Annotated in this window: 12 protein-coding genes; 10 read left to right on the top strand and 2 right to left on the bottom strand. The window is 67.4% G+C overall.

Annotated features, from left to right (window positions below):
- A partial coding sequence (locus QMX96_RS18300; RefSeq protein WP_282362188.1) for a non-ribosomal peptide synthetase occupies positions 1-5,377 on the bottom strand: 5,377 nt, incomplete at its 3' end.
- A 172-nt stretch (positions 5,378-5,549) separates the two neighbouring features.
- Here QMX96_RS18300 and QMX96_RS18305 point away from each other — a divergent pair.
- The 9 genes from QMX96_RS18305 (at position 5,550) to QMX96_RS18345 (ending at position 12,883) form a co-directional block, all read left to right on the top strand.
- The gene (locus QMX96_RS18305; RefSeq protein WP_104572903.1) at positions 5,550-6,512 is read left to right on the top strand and encodes a siderophore-interacting protein; all 963 of its coding nucleotides are present in this window, start codon (positions 5,550-5,552) and stop codon (positions 6,510-6,512) included.
- 198 nt (positions 6,513-6,710) lie between these two features.
- Positions 6,711-7,910, top strand: coding sequence for a PepSY domain-containing protein (locus QMX96_RS18310; protein WP_078480228.1), 1,200 nt, complete (start codon positions 6,711-6,713; stop codon positions 7,908-7,910).
- Entirely contained in the window at positions 7,907-8,446 is a 540-nt protein-coding gene (locus QMX96_RS18315) for a thiamine pyrophosphate-binding protein (protein WP_078480229.1), read from the top strand. Before QMX96_RS18310 ends, QMX96_RS18315 begins: the two co-directional genes overlap by 4 nt.
- Positions 8,446-8,784, top strand: coding sequence for a hypothetical protein (locus tag QMX96_RS18320; RefSeq protein WP_043862411.1), 339 nt, complete (start codon positions 8,446-8,448; stop codon positions 8,782-8,784). Before QMX96_RS18315 ends, QMX96_RS18320 begins: the two co-directional genes overlap by 1 nt.
- Complete coding sequence (locus QMX96_RS18325) at positions 8,781-9,359, top strand: DUF6162 family protein (protein WP_054915566.1); 579 nt, start codon at positions 8,781-8,783, stop codon at positions 9,357-9,359. Before QMX96_RS18320 ends, QMX96_RS18325 begins: the two co-directional genes overlap by 4 nt.
- Positions 9,360-9,394: 35 nt before the next feature.
- On the top strand, positions 9,395-10,321 hold the full coding sequence (locus QMX96_RS18330) for a metal ABC transporter substrate-binding protein (protein ID WP_043862409.1): 927 nt from the start codon (positions 9,395-9,397) through the stop codon (positions 10,319-10,321).
- Positions 10,318-11,079, top strand: a complete 762-nt coding sequence (locus QMX96_RS18335) for a metal ABC transporter ATP-binding protein (RefSeq protein WP_078480232.1) — start codon at positions 10,318-10,320, stop codon at positions 11,077-11,079. The genes QMX96_RS18330 and QMX96_RS18335 overlap by 4 nt, the downstream gene beginning before the upstream one ends.
- Positions 11,079-11,978, top strand: a complete 900-nt coding sequence (locus QMX96_RS18340) for a metal ABC transporter permease (protein WP_043862407.1) — start codon at positions 11,079-11,081, stop codon at positions 11,976-11,978. The genes QMX96_RS18335 and QMX96_RS18340 overlap by 1 nt, the downstream gene beginning before the upstream one ends.
- Positions 11,975-12,883, top strand: a complete 909-nt coding sequence (locus tag QMX96_RS18345; RefSeq protein ID WP_282362189.1) for a zinc ABC transporter substrate-binding protein — start codon at positions 11,975-11,977, stop codon at positions 12,881-12,883. The genes QMX96_RS18340 and QMX96_RS18345 overlap by 4 nt, the downstream gene beginning before the upstream one ends.
- A 75-nt stretch (positions 12,884-12,958) precedes the next feature.
- Here QMX96_RS18345 and QMX96_RS18350 read toward each other — a convergent pair whose 3' ends face one another.
- Complete coding sequence (locus tag QMX96_RS18350; protein WP_054915568.1) at positions 12,959-14,485, bottom strand: MFS transporter; 1,527 nt, start codon at positions 14,483-14,485, stop codon at positions 12,959-12,961.
- 214 nt (positions 14,486-14,699) lie between these two features.
- Here QMX96_RS18350 and QMX96_RS18355 point away from each other — a divergent pair, with 214 nt between their 5' ends.
- Positions 14,700-15,572 carry a LysR family transcriptional regulator gene (locus QMX96_RS18355; RefSeq protein ID WP_043862404.1) on the top strand — a complete coding sequence of 291 codons (873 nt, stop codon included), beginning with the start codon at positions 14,700-14,702 and terminating at the stop codon, positions 15,570-15,572.
- Positions 15,573-15,583 lie beyond the last annotated feature (11 nt).

A 15,583-nucleotide genomic window follows, 5' to 3' on the forward strand; every position in this document is an offset into this window, starting at 1 on the left:
GCCTGCCGCCATACAGCAGCGCACCAAAGATCTCCCACACCGAGAAGTCGAAGGCATAGGAGTGGAACAGGCTCCACACGTCACTCGGCCCGAAGTTGAACCAGTGTTCGGTGGCGGCAAACAGGCGCAGCACGTTGTGGTGCGCGAGCAACGCGCCCTTGGGCTTGCCGGTGGAGCCGGAGGTGTAGATCACATAGGCCAGGTTGGCAGGGTCCAGCGAGAGTGCCGGGTTGTGCGTGGCGAAGGCGCCGAAGTCATCGTCCAGCAGCAACGTGCGCACGCCTTGCGGAACTGGCAGTTGCAGGTGCGACTGGGCCAGCACCACGCTCAGGCCGCTGTCTTCCATCATGTAGGCCAGGCGGTCCTCGGGGTACGCCGGGTCCAGTGGCACATAGGCGCCGCCAGCCTTGAGGATCGCCAGCAGGCCGACCACCATCTCCAGGCTGCGCTCGCAGGCCAGGCCCACCAGCACCTCCGGCCCGATGCCCTGGGCAATCAACGCATGAGCCATCTGGTTGGCGCGTTCGTTGAGTTCGCGGTAGCTGAGCTGGGCGTCACCCAGGGTCAGCGCGATGGAGCCCGGCGCACGCGCAGCCTGGGCTTCGATCAGTTCATGGAGGCAGCGCTGGCTGGCGAACTGCGCAGGCGCCGGGTTCCATTGCTGGAGGTTGGCCTGTTGCTCGCGGGCATCGAGCAACGGCAGTTCGCCGACGCGCTGTTGCGGGTCAGCGACAATCGCCTGCAGCAGGTTCTGCCAGTGCCGGGCCAGACGCTCGATGGTCGCGGCATCGAACAGGTCGGTGGCGTAGACCAGAATCGCCGAAAGGCCATCGGCCGTTTCCGTGGTATCCAAAGTCAGGTCGAACTGTGCAGTGTGGTTGTCCCAGTCCAGACGCTCCACCTCCAGGCCCGGAAGCCGCTCGATGGCGCGCAGTTCACCGGCATCTTCGCTGTGGTGGTTGAACAGCACCTGGAACAGCGGGCTGTGTGACAGGCTGCGGCCCGGTTCCAGGGCTTCCACCAGTTGCTCGAACGGCAGGTCCTGGTGGGCCTGGGCCTGCAGGGTGGTCTGGCGCACCTGCTGCAGCAGTTCGGCGAACGACAGATCGGCACCAATCCTCGCCTCCAGCACCAGCGTATTGACGAAGAAGCCGATCAGGCGCTCGGTTTCAAGACGGTTGCGGCTGGCCACCGGCACCCCGACCCGCACCTGCGCCTGGCCGCTATAGCGGTGCAGCAGGGTCTGGAACGAAGCGAGCAACAGCATGAACGGGGTCACCCCTTCACGCTGGGAAAGCGCGCGCAGGCCACGGGCCAGTGCGGCATCGAGCACGATATCCAGCTTCGCGCCCTTGAAGCTGCGCGTGGCCGGCCGCGGTCGATCGCTCGGCAGCTCCAGCACCGGCTGCTCGCCGCCCAGTTGCCGGCACCAGTAATCGAGCTGGCGCTCGCGCTCGCCGGCCTCCATCCACTGGCGCTGCCACTGGGCAAAGTCGGCGTACTGGATCGGCAGGGCCGGCAACTGAACTTCGCGCCCCTGGCTGTAGCCCGCATACAAGGCAATCAGCTCGTCGACCATCACCTGCATCGACCAGCCATCGGAAACGATATGGTGCTGAACCAGTACCAACACATGGTCGTGCGCCGCCAGCCGCAGCAGCCTGACCCGCAGCAGCGGCCCCTGGTCCAGGGCAAACAGGCGGCCGTTCTGGGCCTCGATACAAGCCTGGATCTGCGCCGCCGGATCGTCCCCTGCATACAGCACCTGGAGGTCGATATCGACACGGGCCTGCTCGGCAATCAGCTGACGCGGCTCGCCCTGCACCTCGACGAATGTGGTGCGCAGGCTTTCGTGCCGCGCCAGCAGGCTGTCGAAACTGCGCTGCAGCGCCGCAACGTCCAGCGCCCCGCGCAGGCGCAGGGCGGCCGGCAGGTGATAGGCACTGCTCTGCGGATCCAGCTGCCAGAGGAACCACTGGCGCTCCTGGGCATACGACAGCGGCAATGGCCGGCCGCGCTCGACACAGGTGAACGGGGGCTCGCCGGCGGCCTGCCGCCCCCCCAGCGCTGCCACGAAGTCGCCCAGCCGGCTGCGCTCGAACAGGGTACGCAAGGCAACCTCCAGCCCCAGCACCTGACGCACCCGCGACACCACCTGGGTGGCCAGCAACGAGTGCCCGCCGATCTCGAAGAACGCATCGTCAAGCCCTACCCGCTCCAGCTTGAGCACGTCCTGCCAGATCGCCGCCACCTGTTGTTCCAACGCGCTTTGCGGCGCCACGTAGGTGTGCTGGGCCTGGCTGGCATCGACCGGTGGCAGGGCCTTGCGGTCCAGCTTGCCGTTGGGGCTCAGCGGCAAACGTTCAAGAAACAGCAGGTACGCCGGCACCATGTAGGCGGGCAGCACCGCGCGCAAGTGTGCGCCGATCGCTTCGCGCAACGCCGCCTGGGCCTGCGCCTCCAGTGCCTGGCGGCTGTCGCCGGGCACCACATAGGCAACCAGCTGCAGGCCGTCGGCAGCGGGCTGGGCCAGCACCACCGCCTCGCGAATGCCCGGTTGTTCGAGCAGGCGCGCCTCGACTTCGCCCAACTCGATGCGAAACCCGCGAATCTTGACCTGATGATCGATACGCCCGGCGTACTCGAGCACCCCTTCGGCATTGAAGCGGGCCAGGTCGCCACTGCGGTACAGGCGCCCACCCGGCTGCGCGGCGAACGGGTCGGGGATGAAACGCTCGGCCGTCAGGCCCGGGCGGTTGAAGTAGCCACGGGCGAGCAACTCGCCGCCGATCACCAGCTCCCCCACCACCCCTACCGGCGTCGGTGCGCCGCTTGCATCCAGCACATGGAGGCTGCGCCCGCCGAGCACCCGACCGATCGGCATGCTCAACGGGGTGCTGCGCACACCGCTGACATAATCATCGCATTCGAGGGTGGTGACACAGACCGTGGCCTCGGTGGGGCCATAGGTGTTGAGCAGCGCCACCTGCGACAATCCGGCCTGGCGCCAGGCTGCCACCCCTTCAGGTGGCATTGCCTCGCCGCCGATGTGCACGCGCCTGAGCTTGCCGTAATCGCGTGGGCCAGCGGCGGCAAAGTCCTTGGCCAGCAGGTTCCAGTAGGCGGTGGACAGGTCGGAAACGCTGACCTGCTTGTCGATGACCTCGTGGTAGTAGCGTTCGCTGTCCCAGAGTTCCTGGCCGCGCAGCACCACGGCAGCGCCGCAGATCAGCGCAGGGTAGAACTGCTCGACGAAGGCATCGAAGTTGAAGGTGGCAAACTGCAGGATCCGGTCGTCCGGCCCGAGCCTGGAGAACTCACGCGCGACCTGCGCATGCCCGGCCAGCGCCAGGTGGCTGATGCCCACCCCCTTGGGGCGCCCGGTGGAGCCGGAGGTGAACATCACATACGCCAGGTTGTGCGCATGGGCGGTATTGGCCAGGTCGCTGGCGTCGAGCTGGCGCCAGGCCGCATCCTGGTCCAGGCACAGGCTGCGCACCCCGCACGGCAGGCCCAGGCGCGCCAGCAACGGGGTCTGGGTCAGCACCAGCGGCGTGGCGCTGTCCTCGATCATGCACAGCAGGCGGTCCTGCGGATACTGCGGGTCCAGCGGCACATAGGCGCCACCGGCCTTGAGCACCGCCAGCAGCCCGACGATCATGTCGATGCCGCGCTCCACCGCGATGCCGACCGGCACCTCCGGCCCTACCCCGCACGCCACCAGGTGGCGCGCCAGGCGGTTGGCACGCTGGTTGAGCTCGGCATAGCTCAGTTGCGTCGACTCGAAGATCAGCGCCAGGGCCTGCGGGCGCTGCGCCACCTGCGCCTCGAAACGCTGATGCACGCGCAGGTCGGGACAGGTCAGCGGTGCACGCCCCCATTGCTCGAGCAGACACTCGCGCTCCTCGCTCGAGAGTAACGCCAGTTCGTCGAGGCGACACGTCGGGGTGGCGACCACGGCCTGCAGCAGGGCCACCCAGTGGCGTGCCATGCGCTCGATGGTCGCGGCCTTGAACAGGTCGCTGGCATAGGTCCAGGCCACCTGCAACTGGCCGCCCTGCTCGTAGGTGTCCAGGCTCAGGTCGAACTCGGTGGTACGGCTGCGCCAGTCGAGCATCGACAGTTGCAGGCCCCCGGCCAGCTTGAGCGCGGACACATCGGCCACGTGCGGCTGGTGGTTGAACATCACCTGGAACAACGGCGAATGGCTCAGGCTGCGCTCCAGTTGCAACCCTTCGACCAGGCGCTCGAATGGCAGGTCCTGGTGCGACTGCGCGCCGCTCACCGTGTCGCGGGTAGCCTGCAGCAACTCGAGAAAACTCATGTGCCCTGCCAGCGGGGTGCGCAACACCTGGGTGTTGACGAAGAAGCCGACCAGGCCTTCCAGCTCGCTGCGATTGCGGTTGGCCACGGGGCTGCCGAAGCGCACGTCGGTCTGCCCGGTGTAGCGATAGAGCAGCACGTTGAAGACCGCCAGCAGCACCATGAACAACGACACGTTGTGTTGCCGGGCAAAGCCACGCACCTGCTCGGCCAGCCCTGCGTCCAGCGTCAGGCAATGGCGCTCGCCGTCGAAGCTGGGCGACGAGGGGCGCGGGCAATCGAGCGGCAGTTCCAGCACCGGATGCTCGTCGCCGAGTTTTTCACGCCAGTACGCCAGTTGCCGCGCCTGCTCGCCGGCCTCCAGCCAGCGACGCTGCCACAGGCCGTAGTCGGCGTACTGGATCGGCAGCGCCTCGAACTGCGGCGCAAGGCCTTGGGCACAGGCGTCATAGCTGCGCGCGAACTCGTCGATCAGGATATTCATCGACCAGCCATCGGCGACGATGTGATGCAAGGTCAGCAACAGCACGTGCGCCTGTTCATCCAGCTTGAGCAGGCGCAGGCGCAGCAGCGGGCCCTGTGCCAGATCGAATGCACGCAGCGACTCCTGCTGCGCCTCGTGCTGCACCCGCGCTTCACGCGCAGCGGCCGGCACCGCGCTCAGGTCCAGTTGCTCCAGGCGCACCGCATGCTCCAACGGCACCTGCTGCACGCTGCCATCGGGCTGCGAGCGGAACACCGTGCGCAGCACCTCGTGACGCGCCACCAGCAGGCTGAACGCACGCTCCAGGGCCGCCACATCCAGCACGCCGTTCAGGCGTACCGCACCCGGCAGGTTATAGGCGCCGCTGTGCGGGTCCAGCTGCCACAGAAACCACATGCGCTGCTGCGCATAGGACAACGCCTGGCGGTCCGGCACCTGGACCCCGGCAGGAATCGGGAACTGCGAAAAGTCCAGGCCTTCCTTGCTCAGGGCCTGCAGAAACAGGCTGCGCTTTTCCGGCGCCAGCTCGATGAAACGACAGGCCAGTTGGAGGGACTTCTCAGCATTCATCGAATGGTTTCCGTGCAGGGTGGATAGCGGGCAGCGCCCCGGTTATCCCTACGAAACGGATACACCCCAGGAAAAATTAAACACCGCCACGGCCCCCGTTCATTGCTCGCGGCTAAATCAGCCGTGCCGCTAGCCGTCTATCTAGGGAACCCGTAGCAAGAAGGTGCATGCCATGACTTCCGCCTCCTCCCTGACCCGCGCCGTCGGGCGCGGCCTGCGCAAGCTGGCCGGCGCACAGCCCGAGCGCGCCTACCGCCTGTTCGATGTCACCCTCAAGCAACGCATCCAACTGAGCCCGTCGCTGAGCCGCCTGGTGTTCACCGGCCCGGACGTGGCCCGGATGCACACCCTGGCTGCCGATCAACGCGTCAAGCTGTTCTTCCCCGCCGCCGACGGCAGCCCGCCCGAACTGCCCAACGACCTGCACTGGAACGAAGCCCGCCGCGCCCTGGCCGAGGCCAGCCGCCCGCCCATGCGCACCTACACCATCCGTGCCCTGCGCCGCGAACAGGCCGAGGTGGATATCGATTTCGTACTGCACGGGGTCAACGGCCCCGCCTCGGCCTGGGCCACCCACGCCCGCACAGGCGACCGTCTGCAGATCCTGGCACCCAACCTGGCCTTCGCCGGCGACCCCGGGGGCTACGAATGGAACCCGCCCGCCGGGGTGCGCAACATTCTGCTGGTGGGCGATGAAACCGCCTTGCCAGCCATTGCCGGCATTCTCGAAACCCTCGCCGGGCAAGATGACCCGCCCCAGGTCGAAGCCTATGTAGAGGTGCCGCTGCAACAGGACTGCCTGGCCCTGCGCTGCAATGCCAGCACCACCCTGCACTGGCTGCCACGCGACCAGCAACAGCGTATCCAGGGCCAGGCCATGGTGCATGCCGTGACCCAGCTGGCCACCCTGCCCGCCAGACGCCCGCCCGCCGACACGCGCCTCGAGGAGGTGGACATCGACCAGCAGATCCTCTGGGAACGTGCCAGCGCCAGCCACCAGAGCTTCTACGCCTGGGTGGCCGGGGAATCGGCTGCGGTGATGCAGATCCGGCGCTTTCTGATCAACGAACAGGGCCTGGACCGCAACGCGCTGACCCTGATGGGCTACTGGCGCGCCGGGCGTACGTTCGAGTAGCGCCAGCGGGGTTCAACAGGGCTCCCGGCGGCAGGCCGGGAGCCTTGGAAACATTTGCTTGCATTTTTTAGTGCAGGATTTCTGCTTCTCATTCGTCCTAACAATTACCACTGCACCCTTTCGAGCGAGCCTGAGCCCAGACACCCCGTGCTCCGGAACCTCATGCTCACCACACTCCGAATCGAAGTTGCCTGCCCAATGTCGAAAAAGTCACGTTCAAAACTCTGGTTTCTGGTCCACAGCTGGCTAGCCCTGCCGATCTGGTTCTTCGTGCTGATCGTCTGCTTCACCGGGACGCTGGCCGTGGTCAGCCAGGAAATCGTCTGGCTGGCGCAGCCCGAGGTCCGCGCCTCCAAACCCGACGGCGACCCGCCGATGCTGGGCTTCGACCAGGTGCGCGCCGCCGTCGAGGCCGCGCAGCCGGGGGTGTATGTCAGCACCATCGTGCGCCCGGACGAATCGCATTTCGCCCTGACCGTCAGCGTCACCTACCCCGACTCGCGCTCCACCACGCTCTACGTCAACCCGTACACCGGGGTGGTCCAGGGCGAGGCGGCGCAGTTCAACTTCCAGGCCTTTACCCGCGCCCTGCACGGCTGGTGGCTGGTGCCGTTCACCAATGGCTACAGCTGGGGCTGGTACCTGGTGTCGCTGCTGGGGCTGCCGATGCTGGCCTCGCTGGTTACCGGGCTGGTGGTGTACAAGCGCTTCTGGAAGGGCTTTCTCAAGCCGACCCTGCGCCTGAAGCACGGTGCGCGGATTTTCTGGGGCGACTTCCACCGCCTGAGCGGGATCTGGTCGATCTGGTTCATCGCAGTCATCTCGATCACCGGTACCTGGTTCCTGATCCAGGCGATTCTGTTCGACAACCAGATCTCGATTTCCAGCAACCAGGTGCTGCCGGTGATCGCCCGCGAGAACGTGCCCACCGCGCCCGCCGGCCAGCCGGCCCCGGTGCTGAGCCTGGATGCCATCGAAAAGATCGCCATCGACAAGATTCCGGGGCTGGACGTGAGCTTCATCAGCCTGCCGAGCAACGCCTACAGCCACACCTCGGTGGGGGGGCGCAGCTGGTACCCGCTGATGTTCCAGACCGCATCGGTCAACCCCTACAGTGGCGTGGTCGAGGCCCATGAGCTGCTGTCCGACCGCAGCAAGCTCGAATTCGTCACCGAGTCGATGCGCCCCCTGCATACCGGCGATTTCGGCGGTATCTGGATCAAGCTGATCTGGTTCGTGTTCGGCCTGCTGCTGAGCATGATGGTGCTCAGCGGCCTGCTGATCTGGACCAAGCGCACCGCCATCGCCACGGCCACCGCCCTCAAGCGCAGCGAAAAACCGGCACGCGCCAAGCGCGCCGCCGCTGCCACCCCTACCCCTTCGGAGAGCCAGGCATGAGCAAGGCAATCGCTGCACAACCGCCTTCGCGCCTGCGCCAGTTCTGGCTGAAATGGCGTTTTCACATCAACATACTGCTGTTGTTGGTACCGCTGGGTTTCATGCCCAAGTACTTTGCTGATGCGGCCTTGTTTCGCGGTGACGTGGGCCTGGGCGAACGCGAGATCGGCGAGGTCCAGGTCGGCCCCTGGAGCCTGAAGCTGGCCGAGCTGCGCAACGAGGCGCCGCGCCAGGACGGGCCGGCCGGCTACATGAAGAGCTTCAACGCCAGCCTGTGCGAAGCCTGTATCCCACAGGTCAAGGCCACCTACCTGCGTATCGGCAAGCCGCGCAGCCTGCGCGCCGCCGGCGGAATCTTCTTCGGTTCCCCTTACCGCATGGGCGCCACGGTGCCGGTGCCGCTCAAGACCAGCCCCGACGCCGAACTGTGGGTGACCATGGAAGGCTGGGACGGCAGCATGCACCAGGGTTCGGTCCCGCTCAGCAAGGCCTCGCCAAGCACTGTCGCCTGGCTTCAAAAACAAGGAGGCAAATGATGCCTGTTTCTGACCTGCTGCGTCGCCTGGGTGGCGCGGCACTGCTCACTTCGCTCGCCACCTTCAGCAACCTGGCGCTGGCCCACAACCCGATCTGCGAATGCAAGCAGATCGAAGGCGGCCAGATCCAGTGCACCGGCGGCTTTTCCGACGGCAGCGGCGCCCCCGGCGTAACCCTCGACGTGATCGGCTACGACGAAAGCATCCTGGTACCCGGCAAGCTGGGCGAAGACTCCAAGCTCACCTTCAAGCGCCCCGATGCCGAGTTCTACGTGCTGTTCGACGCAGGCCCCGGTCATGTGGTGGAAATCGACCAGGCCGACATCGAGGCACCATGAGCACCCCGACCACGACCCAAACCATCCGCCCGGCCGGTGCCGGCCATGAAACGCTGTACGTGCTGTTGTTCTGCGCCCTGGTGCTGCTGGTGGCCGGCGCGGTGGTCAGCTGGCGCGGCGAAACCACCGAAACCAGCGAAGTGGCGGCCCATCAGTTCGATGCGCGCCGCGACCTCACGGCCGGCGAGCAAGGGGTGTACGCCGACCTGCGGGTTACCCTGGAGGAGATCCAGCTGCGTCAGCAGGAAGAACAGCGCCTGCCCACCCCGGCCGAGCTGGATGCCGAGGGCTACGCCCCGTTCGCCCGCGACGCCAGCGCCGTGAGCCGTGGCGGCCACACCTGGCAGTTGCTCGAAGGCGGCGCCTACCTGGGGCTCAGCCAGGCCAGCGAAGTGGCCGGCTCGTTCCTGATGCGCCTGGGCGCACAGCCCGACAGCCCGGCCGATATCTGGCTCAACCGCAGCACCGACCTCACCGCCCCCCACGACCTCAGCGACGCCGCCTTGAGCGCTGCGGGCTGGCAACAGGTCGTCGCGCAATTCGATGCCGGGGTCACTCGCCAGCATCGGCACTGAACCCACGGATACACCTGAGAGAAGACCGCCTGCCCATGTCTATTTCATCGTTTCTGGTCAACCGCCGACGCATCCTGGCCGGCGTGCTCGCCCTGTGCCTGGCGCCCCTGGCGCACGCCGAAGAGGCCAAGCGCCTGCGTATCGGCATCACCCTGCACCCCTACTACAGCTACGTGGCCAACATCGTCGGCGACAAGGCCGAGGTGGTGCCGCTGATTCCGGCAGGCTTCAACCCGCACGCCTACGAGCCACGCGCCGAGGACATCAAGCGCATCGGCACGCTGGACGTGGTGGTGCTCAACGGCGTGGGGCATGACGATTTTGCCGACCGCATGATCGAGGCCAGCGAAAAGCCTGGCGTGGCCACCATCGAGGCCAACGCCAACGTGCCGCTGCTGGCGGCCACCGGCATCGCCGCACGCGGCGCGGGCAAGGTGGTCAACCCGCACACCTTCCTGTCGATCAGCGCCTCGATCGCCCAGGTCAACAACATCGCCCGCGAGCTGGGCAAGCTCGACCCGGCCAACGCCAAGGCCTACACCGCCAATGCCCGCGCCTATGGCAAGCGCCTGCGCCAGCTGCGTGCCGAGGCCCTGGCCAAGCTCACCAGCGCGCCCAATGCCGACCTGCGCGTGGCCACCGTGCACGCGGCCTACGACTACCTGCTGCGTGAATTCGGCCTGGAAGTCACCGCCGTGGTCGAGCCCGCCCATGGCATCGAACCGAGCCCCAGCCAGTTGAAGAAGACCATCAACCAGCTGCGCGACCTGGACGTGAAGGTGATCTTCTCGGAGCTCGACTTCCCGTCCACCTATGTGGACACCATCCAGCGTGAGTCCGGCGTGCGCCTGTACCCGCTGTCGCACATCTCCTACGGCGACTACAGCGCCGAAAAGTACGAAAAGGAGATGACCAGCAACCTCGATACCGTGGTGCGCGCGATCCAGGAGGCCGGGGCATGAGCGCCATCGAGCCGATCACCCTTGCCAGCCAGGGCCCCGGCGTGGAGTTCGACGCCGTTGGCCTGACCCTGGGCCGCACCACCATCCTCGACCAGGTGAGCTTCAAGGTGCGCCCTGGCAGCGTGCATGCGCTGGTGGGGCCCAACGGCGGCGGCAAGAGTTCGCTGATCAAGACCCTGCTCGGCCAGATGCCCCACCACGGCCGCCTGAACCTGCACTGGGCCGGCGCCCCCGGTTGCATCGGCTACGTGCCGCAGGCCCTGGAATTCGACCGTGGCCTGCCGATGACCGTGGACGACTTCATGGCCGCCATGTGCCAGCGCCGCCCGGCGTTCCTGGGGCTGTCGCGCCACTACGCGGCGAGCATCGGCCAGGCGCTGGAGCGCGTGGGCATGCAGGACAAGCGCAAGCGGCGCATGGGCGCCCTCTCCGGCGGCGAGCGCCAGCGCGTGCTGCTGGCCCAGGGGCTGATTCCGGCGCCGCAACTGCTGGTGCTGGACGAACCGATGTCGGCGCTGGATGAAGCGGGCATCCGCATCTTCGAACAACTGCTGCTGGACTGGCGCGCCAGCGGCACCACCGTGCTGTGGATCGAACACGACCTGGAGGCGGTGAAACGCCTGGCCGATCACGTCACCGGCCTCAACCGGCGCATCCTGTTCGACGCGCCGCCCGAGCAGGCCCTGCGCCCGGAGGCGCTGCTGCAACTGTTTTCCACCCACCCGCGCAGCGCTGCGGCGACCGGGAGCCACGCCTGATGAACTATGAAGAATTTCGCCTGATGATCCAGGGCCTGGCGTCCTCGGGCTACCTGCCCGAAGCCCTGGCCTATGGCTTCGTGGTCAACGCGCTGCTCGCCGGCCTGCTGATCGGGCCGGTGCTGGGCGGGCTGGGCACGCTGGTGGTGGTCAAGCGCTTTGCGTTCTTCTCCGAGGCGGTGGGCCACGCGGCCCTGACCGGGGTGGCCATCGGCATCCTGCTCGGCGAACCCTATACCGGCCCCTACGGCAGCCTGTTCGGCTACTGCCTGCTGTTCGGCGTGCTGCTCAACTACCTGCGCAACCGCACCGGGCTGGCCCCGGACACCCTGATCGGGGTGTTCCTGTCGGTGTCACTGGCGCTGGGCGCAAGCCTGCTGCTGATACTGGCGGGCAAGATCAACGTGCACATCCTGGAGAACGTGCTGTTCGGCTCGGTGCTGACGGTCAACGGCAACGACCTGCTGGTGCTGGCCATCGTCGGCGCGCTGGTGCTGGGCCTGAGCCTGCCGCTGTACAACCGCATCATGCTGGCCAGCTTCAACCCGCAGCTGGCGGCAGTGCGCGGGGTGGCAGTGAAGACCCTGGACTACCTGTTCGTGGTGCTGGTGACGCTGATCACCGTGGCCGCGGTTAAGGTCATCGGCGCGATCCTGGTGGGCGCACTGCTGGTGATCCCGGCCGCTGCCGCCCGCCTGCTGAGCCAGTCGCTCAAGGGGTTTTTCTGGACCTCGGTGGTGATCGCCACCCTCAGCACCCTGAGCGGCATCCTGCTGCCGATCGTGTTCGACCTGCCGTTGCCCTCGGGCGCCGCGATCATCCTGGTCGCCGGCATGGCCTTCGCCCTGGCCGCCATCGCCCGTGGCACCCTGCCCAGCCTGAAAGGAAACATCGGATGAAGCCGACATTTCGCCAACTGACCCTGGTACTGGCCCTGAGCGGCGCCTTCAGTGTTGCCGCACAGGCCGCCGAAGCCGCGCGCCCGGTGCAGGTACTGGCGTCCCTGCCCATCACCTACGGCCTTGGCCAGTTGCTGCTCGACGGCAGCGAGGTGAAGCTGCAACGCGCCGCCGCGGCCAACCTGCCCGGCTCGCGCCAGACCGCCTACTTCAGCGGGCGCGGGGCGCCGGCCCTGCAGAAGCTGGCCGTGAACGCCGATGCGGTGATCGGCCTGCGCTCGGTATGGGCGGACGACCCGCTGTACCCGATGGCGCGGCGCAGCAATATCCGCATCGTCGAAGTGGATGCCGCACGCCCGGTGGATGGCAGCCTGCCCGGCATTGCGGTGCAGCCGGGGGCGCCAAAGGACGGCCTGAACAGCCAGCCGTGGCTGTCGAGCAACAACCTGGGGCGCATGGCCGACGTGACCGCCGCCGACCTGGTGCGCCTGGCGCCGGCCGCCAAGCCGAAAATCGAGGCCAACCTGGCCACGCTCAAGCAGCAGTTGCTCAAGCTCAGTGCCGACAGCGAAGCGCGCCTGGGCGAAGTCGACAACCTCAGCGTGGTAAGCCTGTCGGAGCGCTTCGGTTACCTGATCGGCGGGCTGAACCTGGAGCAGGTGGCCTACAGCGTACCCGCCGAAGACCAGTGGACCCCCGAGGCACTGCAACAGCTGACCGCCCTGCTCAAGGACAACGACGTGGCGCTGGTGCTCGACCATCGCCAGCCGAGCGAGGCGGTAGCTGCGGCAGTCGCCAAGGCCGGCAGCCGCCTGCTGGTGCTGGAGAGCGGCGGCGAAAACCCGGTGAGCGAACTGCAGGGCAGTATCGATGAAGTGATCAAGGCACTCGCCGCGAAAGCCTGAAGGTCGGCAAAAACAAAGCCCCAGTGCGCAACGCCTGGGGCTTTTCAGTTGCGCCGAACGCCAGCGCGCGCGCGATCAGCGCGCCGGCAGCGGTTGCGGCACCGGCAGCGGCCTGCCAAGCAGCACACCGACCACCACGGCGAACACCAGCGCTGCCACCCCGGCGCTTTGCAGCACCGTCTCGAAGCCGCCGATGAAGGCGTGCTGCGCCAGCGGCGCGAGGGTTTCGCGCAGTGCCGGGTCGACCATAGCCAGCGCTGCCGGCAGGTCACCGGCGGCAACCCGGGTGGCCATGTCGCCGACCTTGTCCAGTTGCCCAGGCGCCACCCCTGCCACCGCCTCGCGCAGCAACTGCCCGCTGCGCGCCGCCAGGATGCCGCCCAGAATGCCGATGGCCAGCACGATGGCACCAAAGCGCGTGGTAGTGCTCAGGCCCGAGGCCATGCCGGTGCGCTCGCGCGGCACGCAGGCCATGATGTTCTTCTGCGTGTCGCCGTTGAGCAGCCCGGCCCCGGCGCCCAGCACGATGCTGGCCAGGGCGAAGCTCAGGTAGCCGCCATAGCTGGCCGCCGCGCCGCACAGCAGGTTGCCCGCGCCCACCAGCAGCAGGCCCAGGGCGAACACCTGGGCGCTGCTCAGCCGCGCCGACAGGCGCATGCCCAGGCGCGGGGTCAGCAGCATCGCCAGGGCAAACGGCAGCATGCCCGCGCCGGCGGCCAAGGCCGACAGTTGCAGGCCGTTCTGCAGGTACAGCGGCAGCAGGGTCATCATCACCTGGGCGCAGGCGGCGTAGGCGAACATGCCCAGCAATGCACCGATGAAGCGTGCGCTGCGCATCAGTTGCAGGTCGATCATCGGCCGCGCCTGATTGCGCTCCACCAGAATGAACAGGCCGAACAGGAACGCTGCGATCACCAGGCGCCCAAGGGTCTGGGCACTGCCCCAGCCGACCTGGTTGGCATCGATCAGCGCCCAGATCAGGTAGCCCAGGCTGCCGGCGAAGGTCAGGCTGCCAAACGGGTCCAGCCGCGCGGCGGCGCTGTCGCGGGACTCCTCGACACTGCGCCGCACCATCACCGCCAGCACCGCCACCAGCGGCAGGTTGATGTAGAAGATCCAGCGCCAGCCCAGGGTGCTGGCGATCAGCCCGCCCAGCAGCGGCGCGAAGGTGATGGTCGCGCCCATGCACGCGCCCCAGAACGCCCAGGCCCGCATGCGCGCCTCGGGCTCGTGGAAGCGGTGACCGATGGCAGCCAGTGCCGAGGTCAGCAGCAACGCCGCGCCCACGCCCTTGGCGGCCCGTGCGATGTCGAGGAACACCAGGGTGGGCGCCGCGCCGCAGGCCAGCGAGGCGAGGCCGAACAGGCCCAGGCCCAGTTGCAGCATGCGCCGGCGCCCGAAGCGGTCGGCCAGGCTGCCGGCGGGCAGCAGCAGTGCGGCGAAGGCCAGCAGGTAGGCGCTGACCACCCATTCGATGTCGGCGAACGAGCCGGACAGGTCGCGGGCGATGCTCGGCAGGCTGACGGCGACGATATTGGTGTCGAGAATGATCAGGGCGCACACGGCCGAAGCCGTGAACAGGGTGAAACGGGCGGAGGACATTGCAAGGCTCCCGTGCAAGGCGATCTGGGGCCGGTGTCGCAGTGTCCGAGCAGGCTGCCGCGACAGGGCCGGTGTAGCCACCGGATGCTCATAGGCGCAGCGGCTTTGCCGCCACGTCACGCATCTTGTAGTGTTACTACACATTACCGCCGCAACGGCCTGGCCTTGTTAGCCAGGATCGCCTGCGTCATTAGCCTGCAGCTAACGAGACCCCATGGAAATCCGCCATTTCCGCTATTTTCTCAGCGTCGCCCGCCTCGGCCACTTCACCCGCGCCGCCGAGCAACTGGGCATCGCCCCGCCGACCCTGAGCCGGCAGATCCAGGACATGGAAAGGCAGCTGGGTGTGCGCCTGTTCGAGCGCAGCCAGCGCGAGGTGTGCCTGACCGCCGCCGGCGAGGCGCTGCTGCCCGAGGCCGAACAGGCGGTGCGCCAGTTCGATGCCGCGCAGCTGGGCGCACAACGGGCCGGGCGCGGTGACGTGGGGCGTATCGAGTTGGGTTATGTGGCCTCGGCGGCCTTTTCGGGGCTGCTCCAGCAGCAGGTGACGCGCTTCAGCCAGTCGCACCCGGGGGTGGTGCTGAACATCCGCGAGCAACCCATGGCCGAGTCCCCCGCGCTGGTGCGTGACGGTGTGCTGGATATCGCCTACGTGCGCACGCCGATGGACCTGCCCGACGAACTGGTCGCGATGGACCTGCACGAAGAAGGCTTTGTCCTGGCCCTGCCGGCCAGCTCGCGGTTGAACGAGCTGCCGCAGATCATGGCCGCACGCCTGGCCACCGAAACCTTCATCTTGCCCGAGCAGATCTCCGGCACCCTGGCCGTCGCCGCCCAGGGTGGCTTCGTGCCGCGCCTGGGGCCGCAGCCGGGTAGCCTGGTGGCGGTCATCACCCTGGTTTCGCTGGGCCAGGGCGTGGCGCTGGTGCCCGAGTCGGTGCTGCAACACATCACCCTGCCGCAGGTCAGCTACCGGCGCATCGCCGACAGCCAACCCACCTCGTGCCTCACCGTGCTGCATCGGCGTTTCGAGAAGGCGCCCGCGGTGATGCGCTACATCGAGGCCCTGCGCAGCGGCCAGGGCTGATCGCACCCGCG

Source organism: Pseudomonas sp. PS01300 (assembly GCF_029960155.1).
In the GTDB taxonomy this organism is placed as follows: domain Bacteria; phylum Pseudomonadota; class Gammaproteobacteria; order Pseudomonadales; family Pseudomonadaceae; genus Aquipseudomonas; species Aquipseudomonas palmensis.